17 protein-coding genes are annotated in these 21,645 nt (G+C 73.4%); all 17 read left to right on the plus strand.

Features of this window, described 5'->3' with window-relative positions; genetic code table 11:
- Positions 1 to 80 precede the first annotated feature (80 nt).
- Positions 81 to 2,378: an esterase-like activity of phytase family protein gene (locus tag CUD01_RS04410; RefSeq protein WP_243861104.1), complete on the plus strand. Its 2,298-nt coding sequence runs from the start codon at positions 81 to 83 to the stop codon at positions 2,376 to 2,378.
- A gap of 79 nt (positions 2,379 to 2,457) precedes the next feature.
- The gene (ilvD, locus tag CUD01_RS04415; RefSeq protein ID WP_141319035.1) at positions 2,458 to 4,161 is read left to right on the plus strand and encodes a dihydroxy-acid dehydratase; all 1,704 of its coding nucleotides are present in this window, start codon (positions 2,458 to 2,460) and stop codon (positions 4,159 to 4,161) included.
- 71 nt (positions 4,162 to 4,232) lie between these two features.
- A complete protein-coding gene (locus tag CUD01_RS04420) occupies positions 4,233 to 5,996 on the plus strand; it encodes a glycoside hydrolase family 13 protein (protein WP_141319037.1) in 1,764 nt (587 codons plus the stop codon).
- A 9-nt stretch (positions 5,997 to 6,005) separates the two neighbouring features.
- Positions 6,006 to 6,599 (plus strand): pyridoxamine 5'-phosphate oxidase family protein, encoded by a 594-nt coding sequence (locus CUD01_RS04425; RefSeq protein ID WP_141319039.1) that lies wholly within the window; start codon positions 6,006 to 6,008, stop codon positions 6,597 to 6,599.
- Positions 6,600 to 6,714: 115 nt separating this feature from the next.
- Entirely contained in the window at positions 6,715 to 7,710 is a 996-nt protein-coding gene (locus CUD01_RS04430; RefSeq protein ID WP_141319042.1) for an ABC transporter ATP-binding protein, read from the plus strand.
- Positions 7,707 to 8,714 (plus strand): ABC transporter permease subunit, encoded by a 1,008-nt coding sequence (locus CUD01_RS04435; protein WP_141319043.1) that lies wholly within the window; start codon positions 7,707 to 7,709, stop codon positions 8,712 to 8,714. Before CUD01_RS04430 ends, CUD01_RS04435 begins: the two co-directional genes overlap by 4 nt.
- A gap of 143 nt (positions 8,715 to 8,857) precedes the next feature.
- Positions 8,858 to 9,799 carry an ABC transporter ATP-binding protein gene (locus CUD01_RS04440; protein WP_141319071.1) on the plus strand — a complete coding sequence of 314 codons (942 nt, stop codon included), beginning with the start codon at positions 8,858 to 8,860 and terminating at the stop codon, positions 9,797 to 9,799.
- A complete protein-coding gene (locus tag CUD01_RS16425) occupies positions 9,796 to 10,779 on the plus strand; it encodes an ABC transporter permease subunit (protein ID WP_166772091.1) in 984 nt (327 codons plus the stop codon). The genes CUD01_RS04440 and CUD01_RS16425 overlap by 4 nt, the downstream gene beginning before the upstream one ends.
- A gap of 264 nt (positions 10,780 to 11,043) precedes the next feature.
- Positions 11,044 to 12,924: an acetolactate synthase large subunit gene (locus CUD01_RS04450; protein WP_141319045.1), complete on the plus strand. Its 1,881-nt coding sequence runs from the start codon at positions 11,044 to 11,046 to the stop codon at positions 12,922 to 12,924.
- On the plus strand, positions 12,924 to 13,448 hold the full coding sequence (ilvN, locus tag CUD01_RS04455) for an acetolactate synthase small subunit (protein ID WP_094179497.1): 525 nt from the start codon (positions 12,924 to 12,926) through the stop codon (positions 13,446 to 13,448). The genes CUD01_RS04450 and ilvN overlap by 1 nt, the downstream gene beginning before the upstream one ends.
- A gap of 78 nt (positions 13,449 to 13,526) precedes the next feature.
- Positions 13,527 to 14,555, plus strand: coding sequence for a ketol-acid reductoisomerase (gene ilvC, locus CUD01_RS04460; protein ID WP_094179498.1), 1,029 nt, complete (start codon positions 13,527 to 13,529; stop codon positions 14,553 to 14,555).
- A 105-nt stretch (positions 14,556 to 14,660) separates the two neighbouring features.
- On the plus strand, positions 14,661 to 15,086 hold the full coding sequence (locus tag CUD01_RS04465) for an ASCH domain-containing protein (RefSeq protein WP_141319047.1): 426 nt from the start codon (positions 14,661 to 14,663) through the stop codon (positions 15,084 to 15,086).
- Positions 15,087 to 15,160: 74 nt separating this feature from the next.
- Entirely contained in the window at positions 15,161 to 16,219 is a 1,059-nt protein-coding gene (locus CUD01_RS04470) for a 3-isopropylmalate dehydrogenase (protein WP_141319049.1), read from the plus strand.
- A gap of 163 nt (positions 16,220 to 16,382) precedes the next feature.
- A complete protein-coding gene (locus tag CUD01_RS04475) occupies positions 16,383 to 17,492 on the plus strand; it encodes a branched-chain amino acid aminotransferase (protein WP_141319051.1) in 1,110 nt (369 codons plus the stop codon).
- A 328-nt stretch (positions 17,493 to 17,820) separates the two neighbouring features.
- Positions 17,821 to 19,473, plus strand: a complete 1,653-nt coding sequence (gene cimA / locus CUD01_RS04480) for a citramalate synthase (protein ID WP_141319053.1) — start codon at positions 17,821 to 17,823, stop codon at positions 19,471 to 19,473.
- Positions 19,474 to 19,595: 122 nt separating this feature from the next.
- On the plus strand, positions 19,596 to 20,480 hold the full coding sequence (locus CUD01_RS04485) for a sensor domain-containing protein (protein ID WP_141319055.1): 885 nt from the start codon (positions 19,596 to 19,598) through the stop codon (positions 20,478 to 20,480).
- 51 nt (positions 20,481 to 20,531) lie between these two features.
- Positions 20,532 to 21,608: a lipoate-protein ligase small subunit gene (gene lplB / locus CUD01_RS04490; protein WP_141319073.1), complete on the plus strand. Its 1,077-nt coding sequence runs from the start codon at positions 20,532 to 20,534 to the stop codon at positions 21,606 to 21,608.
- The last annotated feature ends 37 nt before the right edge of the window (positions 21,609 to 21,645 follow it).

The raw sequence follows: 21,645 nt of genomic DNA on the forward strand, positions 1-21,645 counted from the left end.
CGGCCGGGCTTCACGTGCTCGTCACGGGCCGCTCGCCCGCGCGTCCGCGAGGCGTCGGTTTCGTCCGGTTCGCTCGGGTCATGACCTCCTCACGCATGCGGACCCCCGGACGTGCGGGCCGCCGAGCCGCGACCGTCGCCGTCCTCACGACGGCCCTCGTGTCGATCCTGGTGAGCGCGCCCGCGCACGCGACGGGCGGCGACCACGACGAGCCGGCCCTCGGTGACCGGGACCCGCGGTCGGCGGTCACCTGGACCACCGAGCCCACGCTCGTGGCGCACGCCACGCTGTCGGCCGACCACCTCGAGCCCGGGCCGCCCTCGGGTGCCCAGGCGACGCCCGCCAACGGTCGTCGCGGACCGTTCGCGGGACAGGTGATCCCCGGCTTCTCCGCCGTGGTGGACGCCGGCGACGGGTCGTTCTGGGCGCAGCCCGACAACGGGTTCGGCAGCAAGGCGAACTCGGCGGACTTCCTGCTGCGGATCTACCGCATCACGCCGCGGTGGGAGACGGCGCGCGCAGGTGCGGGCGACGTGCGGGTCGACGGGTTCGTTCAGCTGCGTGACCCCGACCGCCGGATCGGCTTCCCGATCGTCAACGGCGACACCGCGCAGCGGTACCTGACGGGCGCGGACTTCGACATCGAGTCGCTCGTGCAGGCCCGGGACGGCTCGTTCTGGATCGGTGAGGAGTTCGGGCCGTTCCTGCTGCACGTCGACCGCACCGGCCGGCTCCTGAGCGCGCCCGTGCCCATGCCGGGCGTGCGCTCGCCCCAGAGCCCCGACCTCGAGCCGGGCGAGACGCCGCGTCTGCCCGCGAGCCGCGGGTTCGAGGCGATGGCCGGCTCGCCGGACGGTCGCTACCTCTACCCGATCACCGAGGGCGCGTTCGTCGACGACCCGCTGCAGCGGCGGCGCACGGTCGCGCAGTTCGACACGCAGCGCGGTCGGTACACAGGCCGCACCTGGTCGTACGAGACCGACCGTGACGCGAACGTCGTGGGCGACGCGTTCGCGACGAGCGCGCACGAGCTGCTCGTCGTCGAGCGCGACGACTTCGAGGGTGCGGCAGCCGTGACGAAGCGCGTCTACCGCGTGGACCTGCGCCGCGCAGAGCGGGACGGGTTCCTGGCGAAGGAGCTGGTGCTCGACGCGCTCGACGTCGCGAACCCGCACGGGCTCGACGCGGACGGCGGGTACGGCACGGGTGACCCGTGGTCGCTGCCGGTGCAGTCGTTCGAGACGGTCGTGCAGCTGCGCGACGGGCGGCTGCTGATCGCGAACGACAACAACTACCCGGGCAACGCCGCCCGCCGGCCCGGCACGCCCGACGACACCGAGCTCGCGATCGTCGAGCTGCGGCGGGAGCGCGTGCGCAGCCACCCGGTCACGGTCATCGGTCACCGCGGCGCGAGCGGCTACCGCCCGGAGCACACGCTCGCGTCCTACGAGCTCGCCATCCGGCAGTGCGCCGACTACATCGAGCCCGACGTCGTCGCGACGAAGGACGGCGTGCTCGTCGCGCGGCACGAGAACGAGATCAGCGGGACGACGGACGTCGCCCACCGGCCCGAGCTGGCCGACCGCCGCACCACCAAGGTGATCGACGGCCGCTCGGTCACGGGGTGGTTCACGGAGGATCTGACGCTCGCCGAGCTGCGCTCGCTGCGCGCGGTCGAGCGGCTTCCGCAGCTCCGTCCCGGCAGCGCCGCGTTCGACGGGCGCTACGAGGTGCCGACGCTCGACGAGGTGCTCGACCTCGCGCGGCGGTCGGTCTCGTGCGCGGGCCGGCAGGTCGGGGTGTACCCCGAGACCAAGCACCCGACGTACTTCGCGTCGATCGGCCTGCCGCTCGAGGGTCGGCTGCTGAGCGCGCTGCGGGCGGCCGGGCTGGACCGGCCCGACGCGCCCGTCGTCGTGCAGAGCTTCGAGACGGGCAACCTGCGCTGGCTCGCGCGCCGGACGCAGGTCCCGCTGGTGCAGCTCGTCGACTGCTCGGGCGCGCCGTACGACCTGGTCGCGGCCGGCGACCCGCGCACGTACGCCGACCTCGTGACGCGCACCGGGCTGCGGGAGGTCGCCCGCTACGCCGACGGCGTCGGGCTGTGCAAGGACCGCGTGATCCCGCGCACGCCGGACGGCAGGCTCGCGCGGCCCACGTCGGTGGTCCGTGACGCGCACCGCGAGCACCTGACCGTGCACGCGTGGACGTTCCGCCGCGAGAACACGTTCCTGCCGACGGACCTGCGTCGCGGCGACGACCCCGCGAGCACGGGCGACCTCGCGGCCGAGGTGCGCGCGTTCGTCGGGGCTGGCGTCGACGGGCTGTTCAGCGACAACCCGGACGTCGCGGTCGCGGCGCTCGGCGCCCGCCCGTAGCGCGCCCGCCCGTAGCGCGCCCCGCCCGTAGCGCGCCCTGCCCATAGCGCGCTGCGGGCTCCGCTCCTACGGTGGGCGCATGACCGATCTGGATGCACCCGACGTCAAGCCGCGGTCGCGGCAGGTCACCGACGGGATCGAGGCGACGGCGGCGCGCGGCATGCTGCGCGCCGTCGGCATGGGCGACGAGGACTTCGCGAAGCCGCAGATCGGCGTCGCGAGCTCGTGGAACGAGATCACGCCGTGCAACCTCTCGCTCGACCGGCTCGCCAAGGCGGTCAAGGCGGGCGTGCACGCCGGCGGCGGCTACCCGCTCGAGTTCGGCACCATCTCGGTCTCGGACGGCATCTCGATGGGCCACGAGGGCATGCACTTCTCGCTCGTGAGCCGCGACGTGATCGCCGACTCGGTCGAGACGGTGATGATGGCCGAGCGGCTCGACGGCTCGGTGCTCCTGGCGGGGTGCGACAAGTCGCTGCCCGGCATGCTCATGGCCGCGGCGCGGCTCGACCTCGCGTCGGTGTTCCTGTACGCGGGCTCGATCATGCCGGGCTGGGTCAAGCTCTCGGACGGCACCGAGAAGGACGTGACGATCATCGACGCGTTCGAGGCCGTCGGCGCGTGCGCGCGCGGTCTCATGAGCCGCGAGGACCTCGACCGCATCGAGCGTGCGATCTGCCCGGGCGAGGGCGCGTGCGGCGGGATGTACACCGCCAACACGATGGCGTCGGTCGCCGAGGCGATGGGCATGTCGCTGCCGGGCTCGGCCGCGCCGCCGTCGGCGGACCGGCGCCGCGACCAGTTCGCGCAGCGGTCGGGGGAGGCGGTCGTCGAGCTGCTGCGCCGCGGGATCACCGCGCGCCAGATCATGACGAAGGACGCGTTCGAGAACGCCATCGCGGTCGTCATGGCGTTCGGCGGCTCGACCAACGCGGTGCTGCACCTGCTCGCGATCGCGCACGAGGCCGAGGTCGACCTCACCCTCGACGACTTCTCGCGCATCGCGCGTCGCGTCCCGCACCTGGGCGACCTCAAGCCGTTCGGCCGGTACGTCATGAACGACGTCGACCGCGTGGGCGGTGTGCCGGTGGTCATGAAGGCGCTGCTGGACGCGGGCCTGCTGCACGGCGACTGCCTGACGGTCACGGGCCGCACGGTCGCCGAGAACCTCGCCGACCTCGACCCGCCCGACCCCGACGGCAAGATCCTGCGTGCGCTCGACGACCCGATCCATCGCACGGGCGGCATCACGATCCTGTCGGGCTCGCTCGCGCCGGACGGCGCGGTGGTCAAGTCCGCGGGCTTCGACTCGGACGTGTTCGAGGGCACCGCGCGCGTGTTCGAGCGTGAGCGCGGGGCGCTCGACGCGCTCGAGGACGGCACCATCCAGGCGGGCGACGTCGTCGTGATCCGCTACGAGGGCCCCAAGGGCGGGCCCGGCATGCGCGAGATGCTCGCCATCACGGGCGCGATCAAGGGTGCGGGGCTGGGCAAGGACGTGCTGCTCGTGACCGACGGCCGGTTCTCGGGCGGCACGACGGGACTGTGCGTCGGGCACATCGCGCCCGAGGCGGTCGACGCCGGCCCGATCGCGTTCGTGCGCGACGGTGACCGCATCCGGCTCGACGTCGCGCACGCGCGTCTCGACCTCCTCGTGGACGACGACGAGCTGGCGCACCGCCGCGAGGGCTGGGCACCCCTGCCGCCGCGGTACACCCGCGGTGTCCTGGCGAAGTACGCCAAGCTCGTGCAGTCCGCGAGCCGCGGCGCGGTCCTGTCCTGACGGCGGGGGCACGGGAGCGGAGCGGGCCGACGAGATCGGGCGGCCGGCGCGCGTGCTGCCTACGGTGAGGCATGGGTTTCACGCAGCAGGACGCGCCGTGGTGGACGCGGGCCGTCGTCTACCAGGTCTACCCGCGCTCGTTCCAGGACTCGGACGGCGACGGCGTCGGTGACCTGCGCGGCGTCCTGCAGCGCCTGGACTACCTGGCCGAGCTCGGGGTCGACGTGGTGTGGTTCTCGCCGGTCTTCCGCAGCCCGCAGGACGACAACGGCTACGACATCAGCGACTACCAGGACGTCGACCCGCTGTTCGGGACGCTCGCGGACCTGGACGAGGTGATCGCGGCGCTGCACGCGCGCGGCATCAAGGTGCTGATGGACCTCGTCGTGAACCACACGTCCGACGAGCACCCGTGGTTCGTCGAGTCGCGCTCGTCGTCGGACAACCCGAAGCGCGACTGGTACTGGTGGCGGCCCGCGCGTCCCGGCATGGAACCCGGCACCCCGGGCGCGGAGCCGACCAACTGGGCGAGCTTCTTCTCGGGGCCCGCGTGGGAGTGGGACGAGGCGACGGGGGAGTACTACCTGCACCTGTTCAGCCGCAAGCAGCCCGACCTCAACTGGGAGAACCCGCAGGTCCGCCACGCCGTGTACGCGATGATGCGCTGGTGGCTCGACCGCGGGGTCGACGGCTTCCGGATGGACGTCATCAACCTCGTCTCGAAGGCCGTGCACGACGACGGCTCGCTGCCCGACGGGATCACCCACGACGGCCGGCTGGGCGACGGCAGCCCGTTCTACACGAGCGGCCCGCGCGTCCACGAGTTCCTCGCCGAGATGCACCGCGAGGTGTTCGCGGGACGCGACGGCGCGTTCCTGACGGTCGGCGAGACGCCCGGCGTCACGCTCGAGGACGCGCAGCTGTTCACCGACCCGGAGCGCCGCGAGGTCGACATGGTGTTCCAGTTCGAGCACGTCGGGCTCGACCACGGCCCCGGGGGGAAGTTCGACCCGCGCCCGCTGCGGCTGACCGACCTCAAGGCGAGCTTCGGCCGCTGGCAGGCGGGCCTCGCCCAGCGCGGCTGGAACTCGCTGTACTGGGACAACCACGACCAGCCGCGCATCGTCTCGCGGTGGGGCGACGACGGCGCCTGGCGCCGCGAGTCGGCGACCATGCTCGCGACGCTGCTGCACCTGCACCGCGGGACGCCGTACATCTACCAGGGCGAGGAGCTCGGGATGACGAACGCGCACCTGACGTCGTTCGACGGCTACCGCGACATCGAGACGTTGAACCACCTCGCCCAGGCGCGCCGCTACCGCACGGACGACGAGCTGCTCGCGGCGTTCGCGGCCATGAGCCGCGACAACGCACGGACGCCGGTGCAGTGGGACGCCACCCCGCACGCCGGCTTCACCACCGGCACCCCGTGGATCGACGTCAACCCGAACCACGTCACCGTGAACGCGGCGGCCGAGCGGGCGGACCCGCGCTCGGTGTTCCACCACTACCGCCGCCTCGTCGAGCTGCGGCACACCGAGCCCGCGGTCGCGCTGGGCGACTTCACGATGCTCCTCGCGGACGACGAGGCCGTGTACGCGTTCACCCGGCGGCTCGACGACGTCGAGCTGCTCGTGCTCGGGAACGTCTCGGGCGACGAGCAGCTCGCGCTGGTCGACCCCGGGTGGACGGACGCGCAGGTGCTGCTCGGCAACTACGACGACGCGCGGGTGGTCGAGACGCCGGTGCGGCTGCGTCCGTGGGAGGCGCTCGTCGTGCGGCGCACCGTCTCTGCGGGCGGGACGGGGCTCGGCGGGGACGGCCGACCCGCGTAGGTTCCCGGCATGGGGAAGGTCCACGAGAGCATCGACGGGCGGCTGCGGGCGTTCATCGAACGTCAGCACGTCTTCTTCGTCGCGACCGCGCCGAGCGGGCCGGGCGGTCACGTCAACGTCTCGCCCAAGGGGATCGGCGGGACGTTCGCCGTGCTCGACGAGCACACGGTCGCGTACGTGGACGTCACGGCCTCGGGCGCCGAGACGATCGCACACCTGCGTGACAACGGCCGCATCACGATCATGTTCTGCGCGTTCGAGGGGCCGCCGAACATCGTCCGCCTGCACGGCCGGGGGCGGTTCGTGACGCTCTACGACGAGGGCTTCGACGCGCTGCTCGCCCGGTTCGACGGCGGGCTCGACGAGTCGCGAGGGGTGCGGGCGGTCGTCGTCGTGGACGTCGAGCGCGTCTCCGACTCGTGCGGCTACGGCGTCCCGCTCCTGTCGTACGAGGGCGAGCGGGACCTGCTGCCGGCGCACATGGCCCGCAAGGGCGTGCAGGTCCGGGCGGACTACCGGCGCCTGAAGAACCGCACGAGCGTGGACGGGCTCCCGGCGTTCGACATGGACCCCGACGCCGTCGAGGACGCCGCGGCGGGCTGAGCCCCTATCGGGTGGTCCGCGCGGTCACCCGCGCGTTCGCCCTCGGCGGTGCGTGCCGGGCCGGTACTGTGCGCAGGGCGTGCCCCGACCGTGCGGCACCGACGAGGGGGCAGGCATGGCGTTCACGGGTGCGCTCGCGATCTCGACGCGCGCGCTGCGCAAGACGTACCGGCGCCGCGGCGTCCGGCACGTCGCGGTCGAGGGGCTCGACCTGGACGTCCCGGTCGGTGGCGTGCACGCGTTCCTCGGGCCGAACGGCGCGGGCAAGACCACGACGATCCGCATGCTGCTGGGCCTCGTGCGCCCCGACTCCGGCACGATGCGCCTGTTCGACGAGCCCGTGCCCGAGCGGCTGCCGCACGTCGTCGGCCGCGTGGGCGCGATCGTCGAGCAGCCGAAGTTCTTCCCGACGATGTCCGCACGCCGCAACCTGCGCCTGCTGAGCGGCGCGATCGGCGCCGAGCCCCGGCTGGTCGACACCGTGCTCGAGGAGGTCGGGCTCGCCGACCGGGCCCGCGACCCCTACCGCACGTACTCGCTCGGCATGAAGCAGCGGCTCGCGATCGCGGCCACCCTGCTCAAGGACCCGGACCTGCTGATCTTCGACGAGCCGACCAACGGGCTCGACCCCGCCGGGATCCGGGAGGTCCGTCAGACCATGCGCACGCTCGCCGCCCGCGGCACGACCGTGCTCGTCTCGAGCCACATCCTCGCGGAGGTCGAGCAGGTCGCGGACACCGTGTCGATCGTCGCGCGCGGCCGGCTGGTCGCGCAGGGGCGCGTCGCCGAGCTCATCGGCTCACGGTCGCAGGGCGGCGTGCGCGTCGGCATCGAGGTGCCCGGCACCGCGGGCGCCGTGCTCGAGGCGCAGGGCTGGACCGTGCGCCGCGACGGGCGGCACCTGCTCGTCGACGGCGCGCCCGGCGCCGCGCGCATCACCGAGGTGCTGGCGCGCGAGGGGCTGTTCGTCGACGAGCTCGTCCCGGTGCGTGCCGACCTCGAGTCGGTGTTCCTCGACCTCACGGCCGGGCAGGGACCGGGGACGCACCCGCCGGACGACGGGCGGGACGCGGCACCGACGGGTCGTCGCGCGGCGGGGGGTGCGGCATGAGCCGGCTGGTGACGACCGAGGTCGCGCGGTGGTTCGCGCGGACCATGCTGTGGCTGGTGAGCGCCGCGACCGTCGCGCTCATGGTGCTCGGGCCGCTCGGCGCGTACAACGGCTCACGCGAGGCGAGCGCGGCCGACCGTGCGCTCGCGCAGCAGCAGGTCGACGCGTACGAGCCGCCCGCCCAGGAGGACGTGGACGCGTGCCTCGCGGACGAGGCGCGCGAGCGCGAGGCGCAGGGCGACCCGACGATCGAGTTCCAGTGCGAGTGGACGCCCACGGTCGAGGACTTCCTGCCGTGGCGGCAGTACTGGGACACCGAGGGCGCGTCGATCGTGTGGGGCGTCGCGTCGTTCCTGGCGCTCGCCGCCCTGCTCGCCGGCGCCTCGTTCGTCGCGGCGGAGTTCAGCACGGGCGCGATCGGGAACTGGCTCACGTTCGCCCCGCGCCGCGGCCGCGTGCTGGCGAGCAAGCTCGTCGCGACCGTCGTGGGCTTCGCCCCCACCGCCGTGCTGGCCGTGACCCTGCTCGTCGGCGGCACGTGGGGCGCGTTCGCGGCGCACGACGCGCTGCACAACCCGAACCCTCCGCAGGGGTCGGGGGGCAGCGGGTTCACGCTCGCGGACGCCGCCGCGGCGGGCGGCAGGATCGCGGTGCTCGGGGTCGCGTTCGCGGTGCTCGGCGCCGCGCTCGGGTTCCTCCTGCGGCATACCGCGGCGGTGCTCGGTGCGGTGCTCGCGTGGGGCGTCGTCGTCGAGGGGATCGGTGCGGGTCTCGCGCCGCGCGCGCGGCCCTGGCTGCTGCAGACCAACATCGACGCCTGGGTCCGCGACGGCACGCAGTGGTACGAGGACGTGTGCGGGTTCGACGCCGAGACCGGCGGCCAGTCCTGCACGTCGATCACGCACACGGTGTCGGCGGGGCACGGCGCGGCCGTGCTCGGCGGTCTCGTGCTCGTCGTCGTGGTGCTCGCGGCGGTCGTGTTCCGCCGGCGCGACGTGTCCTGACGCCCCGGGCTGCTCCGGGCGGGCTGCTCCGGACGGGCGAACGTGGCGGCGTGCCCTCGGGACCGCGTGCCGTCGTGTCGTTGCAGGAGGGGACGACGAGCGCAGGAGGCCCGATCATCGGCACGCACGGGGACGGCCCCGCGATCTCGACGCGTGCGCTGCGCAAGACGTTCCGGAGGTTCGACCTCTCGCAGGTCGTGGCGGTCGAGGGTCTCGACCTCGAGGTGCCCGCGGGCGGCGTGCACGGGTTCCTGGGCCCGAACGGCTCGGGCAAGACGACGACGATCCGCATGCTGCTCGGTCTCGCGCGTCCGGACTCGGGCGAGATCCGGCTGTTCGGCGAGCCGGTGCCGCAGCGGCTGCCGGCCGTGGTGGCACGCGTCGGCGCGATCGTCGAGCAGCCGAAGTTCGTGCCGAGCTTCTCGGGGCGTCGCAACCTCGAGGTGCTCGCGTCCGCGATCGACGTGCCGCGCACGCGCGTCGACGAGGTCCTCGACCAGGTCGACCTGCGCGAGCGCGCCCGCGACCCGTTCCGGCGGTTCTCGCTCGGCATGAAGCAGCGCCTCGCGATCGCGGCGACGCTCCTCAAGGACCCGGACCTGCTGATCTTCGACGAGCCGACCAACGGCCTCGACCCCGCGGGCATCCGCGACGTCCGCGCCACCATGCGGCGCCTCGGCGACGAGGGCCGGACCGTGCTCGTGTCCAGCCACATCCTCGCGGAGGTGCAGCAGGTGGCGGACACTGTGTCGATCGTGGCGCGCGGTCGGTCGGTGGCGAGCGGGTCCGTCGCCGAGCTGGTCCGGGGCCGCGGCCAGGTGCGCGTCGTCGTGCGCGACGTCCCGGCGGCCCACGCGCTGCTCACCGCACGCGGGTGGCGCGTGACGCGCGAGGGCGGGGCGCTGCTCGTCGCGGGCGTCCCGGACCCGGCGCTCGTCAACGAGACGCTCGCACGCGAGGGGCTGTTCGCGTCCGAGGTCGGGACCGTGCGCGACGACCTCGAGTCGGTCTTCCTCGAGCTCACCGCGCACGTGGGCACGGGCGGGACGGACCGGGTGCCCGGGGTCGCGCAGGTGCGCCCGTGAGCCCGCTGCTGCGCGCCGAGCTCCTGCGCGTGCGTTCGCGCGCGGTCGTGTGGGGGACCGCGGTGGTGCTCGTGGTCGCCGCGCTCGGCTTCGTCGTCGCGGCGTGGGACGACACGCGCCCGCCGTCGGCCGGCGCGCTCGCCCAGGCGCGGGAGGAGCTGGCCACCGCGACCGCCCGGTGGGAGTCGGACCACGCAGGATGGGTCGAGGTGTGCGAGCAGACCGCCGAGCGTGACGGCGAGGACCTGCACGTGCTGTGCGACCCGCTGCGCACCCCGCCGACCCTCGAGCAGGTGCTGCCGTACCGCCCCGCGCTGGTGGAGACCCTCGAGCACCGGTACCCGCCGATGGCGGTCGTGGTGCTCGTCGGCCTCCTGGTGATGGGGGTGACGCTGGTGACCGCGGACTTCGGCTCGGGTGCGATGGGGACCTGGCTGACGTTCGCGCCGCGCCGCGGGCGCGTGCTGGTCAGCCGGCTCGTGGCCGCGCTCGCGGCGGCCGTGCCGGTGGCGCTCGTCGCGCTCGGGACGGCGCTGGTCGGGATCGTGGCGGTCGTCGCGGTCAACGGGGCGACCGGCGACGCCGGGGGTGCTGCCGGCGTGGTCGCGGTCGCGACGGCGCGCGCGCTCGCCGCGGGGCTGTGGGCGGTCGCGGTCGGGGTGGGGCTGGCGTTTGCGCTGCGGGTCGGTGCGGGGGTCGCGGGGCTCGTGGTGTGGTGGGTCGCGGCGATCGAGAGCGCGCTGCCGCTCCTGGTGCCGGCGGCGCGCGGCGTCACGCTCGCGACGAGCCTGCGCGCGTGGCTCGAGGGCGGGACGACGTACGGCGTCGAGGAGTGCGTGGGCGGCGCCGACGTGCCGCCGGTGTGCGCGGTGGTGGAGCACGTCGTCAGCCCCGTCCAGGGGGCGGCGGCGCTGCTGGTCGCGGCGCTCGTCGTCCTCGGCCTCGGCGCGGTGTCGTTCCGGGTCCGCGACGTGCCCTGAGCGTCCACCAGGTGGACGCGTGCACCACCATGCAAGACGGATGCGGATAGACGTGACAGGCGAACCGACGGAGGCGTAACCTCGCCCTCGTGCAGACGATCCTCGTAGTACTTCCTGAGCGCGCCGGCTGAGGCCAGCAGCACAGGCTTCGTCAGCGCGCGCACCCCTCGCACCGTCGGCCCGTCCGACGCGAGGGGTTTTCTGTTTGCAGGACCAGCCAGTCGAGCACCACACGCAGCACCCACCAGCAGCAGGGAGACACCGATGGTCCAGGGCCCCCACCCGGCACCGCCGCGGATGCCCGTGAGCCCCGCCGTGGTCGGCGCGACCGCGCGTCCCGCGCCCCCGAGCGCGCCCACGCCGGTCGTTCCGTCCGAGCGGGTCGAGCGCGTGACCGAGCAGGTCACGGGCGCGAAGTCGATCGTGCGCTCGCTCGAGGAGGTCGGCGCGGAGGTCGTCTTCGGGATCCCCGGTGGCGCGATCCTGCCGACGTACGACCCGCTCATGGACTCGACCCGCCTGCGGCACATCCTCGTGCGGCACGAGCAGGGTGCGGGCCACGCCGCGACCGGCTACGCGGCCGCGACCGGCCTGGTCGGCGTGTGCATGGCGACGTCGGGCCCGGGCGCGACGAACCTCGTGACGCCCATCGCCGACGCCAACATGGACTCGGTGCCCATGGTCGCGATCACGGGCCAGGTCGGCGCCGCGATGATCGGCACGGACGCGTTCCAGGAGGCCGACATCGTCGGCATCACGCTCCCGATCACCAAGCACAACTACCTCGTCACCGACCCCGCCGACATCCCGCGGGTCATCGCCGAGGCGTTCCACGTCGCCGCGTCCGGGCGGCCCGGGCCCGTGCTCGTCGACATCGCGAAGTCCGCGATGCAGGCGTCCACCACGTTCGCCTGGCCGCAGGAGGTCTCGCTGCCCGGGTACCACCCGGTCACCAAGCCGCACGCCAAGCAGATCCGCGAGGCCGCACGCCTGCTCGCCACGTCGCGGCGCCCGGTGCTGTACGTCGGCGGCGGCGTCATCCGCGCGCGTGCCGCCGAGCAGCTGCGCCGGCTCACCGACGCCTCGGGCGCCCCGGTGGTCACGACGCTCATGGCCCGCGGCGCGCTGCCGGACACGCACCCGCAGCACCTGGGGATGCCCGGCATGCACGGCACGGTCGCGGCCGTCGCCGCGCTGCAGAAGGCCGACCTGATCGTCGCCCTCGGTGCCCGGTTCGACGACCGCGTCACGGGCCTGCTCTCGTCGTTCGCGCCGCACGCGACAGTCGTCCACGCCGACATCGACCCCGCCGAGATCGGCAAGAACAAGGCGGTCGACGTCCCGATCGTCGGCGACCTGCGCGAGGTCCTGACCGACCTGCTCCCGGAGCTCGAGCGCGAGCACGCGCACCACGGCAAGCCGGACCTCGAGGGCTGGTGGCGCCAGCTGGACGCGTGGCGCGAGACGTTCGGGCTGGGCTTCGACGAGCCCTCCGACGGTCACCTCGCACCGCAGCACGTCATCCAGCGCATCGGCGAGCTCACCGGGCCCGAGGCGACGTACGTCGCGGGTGTCGGGCAGCACCAGATGTGGGCCGCGCAGTTCATCAAGTACGAGCGACCGAACTCGTGGCTCAACTCCGGCGGCCTGGGCACCATGGGCTACGCCGTGCCCGCGGCCATGGGCGCCAAGGTCGGCGAGCCGGACCGCACCGTCTGGGCGATCGACGGCGACGGCTGCTTCCAGATGACCAACCAGGAGCTCGCGACCTGCGCGATCAACGACATCCCGATCAAGGTCGCGGTCGTCAACAACTCCTCGCTCGGCATGGTCCGCCAGTGGCAGACGCTGTTCTACGAGTCCCGGTACTCGAACACCGACCTGCACACCGGCCACGGCACCCGCCGCATCCCGGACTTCGTCAAGCTCGCCGACGCGTACGGCTGCGTGGGCCTGCGCTGCGAGACGAAGGCCGACGTGGACGCGACGATCAAGCGCGCCCTCGAGATCGACGACCAGCCCGTCGTCGTCGACTTCACCGTCTCGCGCGACGCGATGGTGTGGCCGATGGTCGCCGCGGGCGTGAGCAACGACGACATCCAGTACGCACGCGGGATCTCCCCGGCGTGGGACCGGGAGGACTGATGAGCCGCCACACCTTGTCCGTGCTCGTCGAGAACAAGCCCGGCGTGCTGACGCGCGTCGCGGGGCTGTTCGCGCGGCGGGCGTTCAACATCCACTCCCTGGCCGTGGGCCCGACGGAGCACGACGAGATCTCGCGGATCACGGTCGTCGTCGACGTCGACGAGCTGCCCCTGGAGCAGGTGACCAAGCAGCTGAACAAGCTGATCAACGTCATCAAGATCGTCGAGCTCGAGGACGCCGCCTCGGTCCAGCGCGAGCTGCTGCTCGTCAAGGTCAAGGCGGACGTCACGCAGCGCACGTCGGTGCTCGAGGTCGTGCAGCTGTTCCGCGCGCACGTCGTCGACGTCGTGCCGGACACGGTCGTCGTCGAGGCGACCGGCTCGCCGGGCAAGCTCGACGCGCTCCTGACGGCCCTGGAGCCGTTCGGCATCCGTGAGATCGTGCAGTCCGGCACCGTGGCCATCGGCCGCGGGTCCCGCTCGATCACGGACCGGGCGCTCGAGCGCGTCACGCGCTCCGCCTGATACACCGTTCCCAGACCTGCCAGTCCGCACGACCCCGCTCGGGACCCCGAGCGACCCCATCTGAAGGAGAGACCCATCGTGGCCGAGCTGTTCTACGACGACGACGCCGACCTGTCGATCATCCAGTCCAAGAAGGTCGCCGTCGTCGGCTACGGCAGCCAGGGGCACGCGCACTCGCTCAACCTGCGCGACTCCGGCGTCGACGTGACCGTCGGTCTGCGCGAGGGCTCCCCGTCGCGGGCGAAGGCCGAGAACCAGGGCCTCGCGGTCGCGTCGGTCGCCGACGCGGTGCGGGACGCGGACGTCGTCGTGATCCTGGCGCCCGACCAGGTCCAGCGGATCGTCTACCGCGACGAGATCGAGCCGAACCTCAAGGACGGCGCCGCGCTCGTCTTCGGCCACGGCTTCAACATCCGCTTCGGCTACATCCAGCCGGCCGCGGGGCACGACGTGCTCATGGTCGCCCCCAAGGGCCCGGGGCACCTGGTGCGCCGCGAGTACGTCGACGGCCGCGGCGTCCCGGTGATCGTCGCCGTGGAGCAGGACGCGTCGGGCGCCGCGTGGGACCTCGCGCTCTCCTACGCCAAGGCGATCGGCGGCCTGCGTGCCGCGGGCATCAAGACGACGTTCACCGAGGAGACCGAGACCGACCTGTTCGGTGAGCAGGCCGTCCTGTGCGGTGGCGTCTCGCAGCTCATCCAGTACGGCTTCGAGACGCTGACCGAGGCGGGCTACCAGCCCGAGGTCGCGTACTTCGAGGTGCTGCACGAGCTCAAGCTGATCGTCGACCTCATCTGGGAGGGCGGCATCACCAAGCAGCGCTGGTCGGTGTCCGACACGGCCGAGTACGGCGACTACGTCTCGGGCCCGCGCGTCATCACGCCGGACGTCAAGGCGAACATGCAGGCCGTGCTCGCCGACATCCAGAACGGCGCGTTCGCCAAGCGCTTCATCGACGACCAGGACGCCGGCGCGCCGGAGTTCAAGGCGCTGCGCGAGAAGGGCCAGAACCACCCGATCGAGCCGGTCGGCCGCGAACTGCGCAAGCTGTTCGCGTGGGTGAAGCCGTCCGACCAGGACTACACCGAGGGCTCGGCCGCGCGCTGACGCCACGTCGACGGACGCCACACGACTGCGCACGCGCGCGGACGTGTGGCGTCCGTCGTCCCAGGGCAGGATGGGCCGCACCAACCGACTCCGGAGGGCAGGTCCATGAGCGAGTACGACGAGGGTGTGGCCGGGCACGCGCAGGTCGCGGCGGACGGCGACCAGCGGATCACGGCGTTCTGGCAGGCGGCGCGCGGCCACGTGGGGTTCGGCAAGCTGGACGGGATCGTGGGCGCCGTGCCGCTCGACGTGGTGCCGCCGCCGTCGTTCTCGTACGGGTCGGGTGCGGAGGCGGACGACGCGGTCCGGGAGGTCCTCGCGGGGGAGCGCTCGCGCACGACGAGCGCGCGTGCGGACTTCGCCGCGGGTGACGACCTGCCGCGGGTCGGTGACCTGGCGATCGTGCTGGACAGCCTGGGCGAGCCGCGCGCGCTGATCCGTACGACGGAGGTCACGGTGACGGACACGGCGGTCGACGAGGCGTACGAGCTGGTGTACCCGACGCACGGTCCGACGCCTCCGGTGGACTGACGGGTCCGCCGCCGCGCGGGTCGGATGGTGAGATGGGTGTCCGGTTGGTGGGACGTCCCGCGTAGGGTGGAGCCATGAGCAGCAACGCCACGCAGATCAGCCTCGCCGTCGTCGCCGGTGACGGGATCGGCACCGAGGTCGTCGAGCAGGGCCTCCTCGTGCTCGACGCGGCACTCGCGGGATCGGGCGTCGGTGTGAGCACCACGGAGTTCGACCTGGGCGCGCGCCGCTGGCACGCGACGGGCGAGACGCTGACGGACGGTGACCTCGAGGCGATCCGTGCGCACGACGCGATCCTCCTGGGCGCGATCGGCGACCCGAGCGTCCCGTCGGGCGTGCTCGAGCGCGGCCTGCTGCTCAAGCTCCGCTTCGCGCTGGACCACTACGTCAACCTGCGCCCGGGCAAGCTGTTCCCCGGCGTGACGAGCCCGCTCGCGGCGCCCGGCGACGTCGACTTCGTCGTGGTGCGCGAGGGCACCGAGGGCCCGTACGTGGGCAACGGCGGCGCGATCCGCGTCGGCACGCCGCACGAGGTCGCCAACGAGGTGAGCGTCAACACGGCGTTCGGCGTCGAGCGCGTGGTCCGTGACGCGTTCGCGCGCGCCGCGGCCCGCCCGCGCAAGAAGCTCACGCTCGTGCACAAGCACAACGTGCTGGTGCACGCGGGTCACCTGTGGCGCCGCACGGTCGAGGCCGTCAACGCCGAGTTCCCGGACGTCACGGTGGACTACCTGCACGTGGACGCCGCGACGATCTTCCTGGTCACGAACCCGAGCCGGTTCGACGTGATCGTCACCGACAACCTGTTCGGCGACATCCTCACCGACCTCGCGGCCGCCGTCACGGGCGGCATCGGCCTCGCGGCCAGCGCCAACATCAACCCGGACCGCACGGCGCCGAGCATGTTCGAGCCCGTGCACGGCTCCGCGCCCGACATCGCCGGCCAGGGCAAGGCGGACCCCACCGCCACCGTGCTCTCGGTCGCGCTCCTGCTGGACCACCTCGGCCTGCGCACCCAGGCGCAGGCCGTCGAGGACGCCGTCGCGGCCGACCTGGCCGAGCGCGGCGCCGCCGAGCGAGTACGGTCGACGGCCGAGGTGGGCAAGGACCTCGCCGCGCGCGTCGCGGGCTGACCTCCCGTCCTGCCGAAGGCCGTCGCTCCCCGTCCCGGGTCCCCGGTGACGGGACGGCCGGTCCGTCCCTGACGTCCGTCGCGCACGCGACGGGCGCGAGGGGCGGTGCGCCAGGCCGCCACCGCCGGGTACCGTCAGACCAGCCCAGGTGAAAGGCCCTCCCATGAGCACCGTCGCTTCCTCCACGTCCGCCGACCTCTTCGAGGTGCACGCGACGACGAGCCCCGTGCCCGACGCCCAGCGCGCCGAGCTGCTGGCCGCGCCGAAGTTCGGCACGGTCTTCACGGACCACATGGCCCGCATCTCCTACACGCAGGGCGAGGGCTGGCACGGCCGGCGCGTCGAGCCCTACGGACCGCTGCAGCTCGACCCGGCGACCGCGGTGCTGCACTACGGCCAGGAGATCTTCGAGGGCCTCAAGGCGTACCGGCACGCCGACGGCTCGGTGTGGACGTTCCGGCCGCACGCCAACGCCGAGCGGTTCGCGCGGTCGGCCGAGCGGCTGGCGCTCCCGCAGCTGTCCGAGGCGGACTTCCTCGGGTCCATCGAGGCGCTCGTGCGCACCGACGCCGCGTGGATCCCCACGGGTGACGAGACCAGCCTGTACCTGCGCCCGTTCATGTACGCCTCGGAGTCGTTCCTCGGGGTGCGGCCCTCGCTCGAGGTCGAGTACCTCGTCATCGCCTCGCCGGTCGGACCGTACTTCTCGGGCGGTGTGAAGCCGGTGGCGATCTGGGTCGACCAGGAGTACCACCGCGCGGGTGCGGGTGGCACGGGCGCCGCGAAGTGCGGCGGCAACTACGCCGCGAGCCTCCTGCCGCAGCAGAACGCGTACGAGCAGGGCTGCGAGCAGGTCTGCTTCCTCGACGCGTCGACCAACACGTACCTCGAGGAGCTCGGGGGCATGAACGTGTTCGTCGTGCGGGCGGACGGCTCGGTCGCCACGCCGCCCGTGTCGGGCTCGATCCTCGAGGGCGTCACGCGCTCGTCGATCCTGCAGCTCCTGACGGACGCAGGGCACGAGGTCTGCGAGGCGCCCCTCGCGCTCGCGGACCTGCGCGCGGGGCTCGAGGACGGCTCGGTCACCGAGGTGTTCGCGTGCGGCACGGCCGCCGTGATCACGCCGATCGGCCGCCTCAAGAGCACCGACTTCGACCTGACCGTCGGGGACGGCGAGGCCGGTGCGGTGACGACGCGGACGCGCGCCGAGCTGACCGACATCCAGTACGGCCGCGCGACCGACCGGCACGGCTGGCTGCACCGCCTGGCCTGACGCGCCGGCGCGCACGACGAGGGGCGTCCCGGCCGGGGCGCCCCTCGCGTCGTGCGGCGACTGGTGTGGGGACCAGTGCGGGGACCAGTGCGGGTCCGAAGGGTGGACCCGGCGCGCGGCGGGCGTGACCGCGGGGCGTGGGGTGTGTCACCATGGCCGCATGTCCCCGTGGACCTCGATTATCGACTAGCGCGTCGGCCCACCCGCCGGCGCGCAGACCTCCCGTACCCCGGGGGGTCTTTTTGTTGGTCCGGGGCCGTCTCACGAGGACGCACCCGTCCGACGAAGCCCGTCCCCGCAGTCCCGCACGCCTGAAGAGAGCACCTCCGTGACCGCACCGACCTCCGACACGACTCTCAGCCCCGCCCTGCCCGCAGGCGCGTTCCAGGTCTACGACACCACGCTGCGTGACGGCGCGCAGCAGGAGGGCATCGCGCTGTCCGTGGCCGACAAGATCGTGGTCGCGGGCCTGCTCGACGAGCTCGGCGTCGGGTTCATCGAGGGCGGCTGGCCCGGTGCGGTGCCCAAGGACACGGAGTTCTTCAAGCGTGCCGCCAAGGAGCTCGACCTGCGCAACGCCGAGCTCGCGGCGTTCGGCGCGACCCGCAAGCCCGGGCAGCGCGCGTCGCAGGATCCGCAGGTGCGTGCGCTCGTGGACTCCGAGGCGCCGGTCGTCGCGCTCGTCGCGAAGAGCGACATCCGGCACGCCGAGCGCGCGCTGCGCACCACGGGCGAGGAGAACCTCGCGATGATCGCCGACTCGGTGTCGTTCCTCGTCGGTGAGGGGCGCCGGGTCGTGGTCGACGCCGAGCACTTCTTCGACGGCTTCCGGTTCGACGCCGCCTACGCGCGCGCGGCCGTGCTGACGGCGTTCGAGGCGGGTGCCGAGGTCGTCGCGCTGTGCGACACCAACGGCGGCATGGTGCCGTCCTGGGTCGCGCAGGTCGTCGCGGACGTGCGCGCGGCCGTCGGGCCCGACGCGGTGCTGGGCATGCACGCGCACAACGACTCGGGGTGCGCGGTGGCGAACACGCTCGCCGCGGTCGAGGCCGGCTGCCGGCACGTGCAGGGCACGGTGAACGGGTACGGCGAGCGCACCGGCAACGCGGACCTGCTCGCCGTCGTCGCGAACCTCGAGCTCAAGTACGGCCTGCCGGTGCTCGCGCGCGACGAGGAGCGGTCGTCGGGACTCGCGGAGCTGACCCGCATCGCCCACGCCATCAGCGAGGTCACCAACATCTCGCCGTTCGCGCGGTCGCCGTACGTGGGCGCGAGCGCGTTCGCGCACAAGGCCGGGCTGCACGCCTCGGCGATCAAGGTCGACCCGGACCTGTACCAGCACACCGACCCGGCGCTCGTCGGCAACGACATGCGCATGCTCGTGTCCGACATGGCCGGCCGCGCGTCGATCGAGCTCAAGGGCCGCGAGCTCGGCTTCGACCTGTCGCAGCGCCCCGAGGTCCTGTCGCGCGTGACCGAGCGCGTCAAGGACGCCGAGGCGCGCGGATACACGTACGAGGCGGCCGACGCGTCGTTCGAGCTGCTGCTCGTCGAGGAGATCGAGGGCGCGCGCCCGCAGTACTTCACCGTCGAGTCGTGGCGCACGATCGTCGAGCGTGCGGGCGGTCGTGGCACGCCCGCGAACGCGGAGGCCACCGTCAAGCTGCACGCGGGTGGTGAGCGGTTCGTCTCCACGGGCGAGGGGAACGGCCCGGTCAACGCGCTCGACCACGCGCTGCGCCAGGCGCTCGTCGGCGTGTACCCCGAGCTCGAGGACTTCGAGCTCATCGACTTCAAGGTCCGCATCCTCGACTCGATGCACGGCACCGACGCCGTCACGCGCGTGCTCATCGAGCACACCGACGGCCAGGCGGTGTGGCAGACGGTGGGCGTCGGGCCGAACCTGCTCGAGGCGTCGTGGGAGGCGCTCACCGACGGGACCATCTGGGGGCTGCGTCGACGCGGGGTCGCCCCGCGCTGACGCGCGTCCGGGGGACGGCGTTAGCGGTGCGGGGCGAAGCGGCCTAGCCTCGGACCAGGCCGCCGGCGCAGGTGGCCTGCGGGCAACGATCAGCCTGGTGGACCGGGCGGGGAAGGACGCGCGTGACGAGCTCCGAGCCGGTCGGTCCGGGCGTCCCACCCGGGCCCGACGAGGGGTCGGGCCGCGGCCGCTGGTGGGTCGTCGCGTCGCTCGTCGTGCTCGCGCTCGTGCTCGTCGCGTTGCTCGTCGCCCAGCCGTGGGCCGACCACGAGACCGAGCCCGTGGTCGTCCCGACCGCCACCGCCGCGGCGTCGAGCGCCGCCGGCACCACGCCCGCGCCGACGCCGACGCCCAGCGCGTCACCGACGGCACCACCCGTCCCGGGAGCCGATGCCGTGTTCGACGACCGCACCATGCGCACCCTGCTCGTCCAGAAGGCCGACCTCGTCGCCGACGTGCCCGCGGCCGCGGACGGCGTGGAGGTCGGCATCGGGATGGGCGAGCTCGCGTGGGGGCTGCCGGAGGGGTCGTCGGTCGAGCCCGCCGAGTGCACCGTGGCCGTGACGGTCGTCGCGGACCCGCCGCCCGGGTTCGTCGCGCGGTCGTACGTGAACGACAAGGTCGACTTCGTGCAGCAGGTGGTGCGCCTCGCCGACCCGGCGGCCGCGCAGGAGGCGTTCCGCGACCTGGTGACGACGGTCGACGGCTGCCCGACGTACTCGCAGGCCAACCCCGGGATGGACGGCGCCACGTGGACCGCGGAGCCGGCGATCGAGGGGCAGGGGGTGTACCCCGCGGTGGTGCAGGAGGTGGTGCACAGCGCCGAGGGCGTCGACGCGCCGTCGTACCGCGGGCACGTCCTCGTCGGGAACACGATCGTGACGTGGACGGCGACCGCGCTCGGCGAGGGTGACCGTGGCGAGCTGCTCGCCTCGCTCGGCACACCCGAGTCGTTGTCGACGATGGTGCAGGAACGCGCGCACGACGCGGTGCAGGCGCTCGGGTGACCGCACCGTCGCCGCGCCTAGGCTGGTGCCGTGACGGACGACGAGCCCACGCTGCACGGTGAGTACAAGGTGGCGGGCGGCAAGCTCGTCACCGTCGACCTGACGGTCCGCGACGGCGTCCTGGCCGACGTCCGCGTCGCCGGAGACTTCTTCCTCGAGCCCGACGAGGCGCTCGCCGAGATCGACGCCGCCCTGACCGGGCTGCCGCGGGACACGACGACGAGCCGGCTCGCCGAGGCGGTGCGCACCCGGCTGGCCGACGCGCAGGACACCGGGCGGCTGCTCGGTCCGGTCGCGATGGTCGGGTTCGACGAGCGTGCGGTGGCGGTCGCGGTGCGCCGCGCTCTCGGGCTGTCCACCACCTGGGAGGACCACACGTTCGAGGTGCTGCGCCCCGGCCCGCTGCCGCCCGCCCTGCACACCGCGCTCGACCAGGTGCTCACCGAGGACCTCGCGGCGGGCCGCCGCGGCCCGACGCTGCGGTTCTGGGAGTGGGACGAGCCCGCGGTGGTCATCGGGTCGTTCCAGTCGCTGCGCAACGAGGTCGACCTCGAGGCCGCCGAGCGCTACGGCATCACCGTGGTGCGCCGGATCTCGGGCGGCGGAGCGATGTTCATGGAGGCGGGCAACTGCATCACGTTCTCGCTCGTCGTGCCCGCGTCGCTCGTCGACGGCATGACGTTCGAGGAGTCCTACGCGTTCCTCAACCAGTGGGTCCTGGGGGCGCTCGCGGACGTGGGCGTGCAGGCCGCGATCACCGGCCTCAACGACATCGCGTCACCCGCGGGCAAGCTGGCCGGGTCCGCGCAGAAGCGCGTCGTCGGCGGCGCGGTGCTGCACCACGTGACGATGTCGTACGACATCGACGCGGCCAAGATGCTCGAGGTCCTGCGCATCGGCCGCGAGAAGGTGTCCGACAAGGGCACGCGCAGCGCCGCGAAGCGCGTCGACCCGGTGCGCTCGCAGACGCACCTGCCGCGCGAGGCGGTCATCGACGCGTTCGAGGCGCACTTCCGCGCGCACTACCCGAGCGTGCCCGGCGAGCTGCGTGCCGACGAGCTCGAGCGCGCCGAGGAGCTGCGCCGTACGAAGTTCGCGGACCCGTCCTGGACCGCCCGCGTGCCGTGACGCGGCGGGCGCCGCGCTGGACGAGCCGCGCTAGACG

The sequence above is a fragment of the Cellulomonas uda genome (genome assembly GCF_006538705.1).
Lineage (GTDB): Bacteria > Actinomycetota > Actinomycetes > Actinomycetales > Cellulomonadaceae > Cellulomonas > Cellulomonas uda.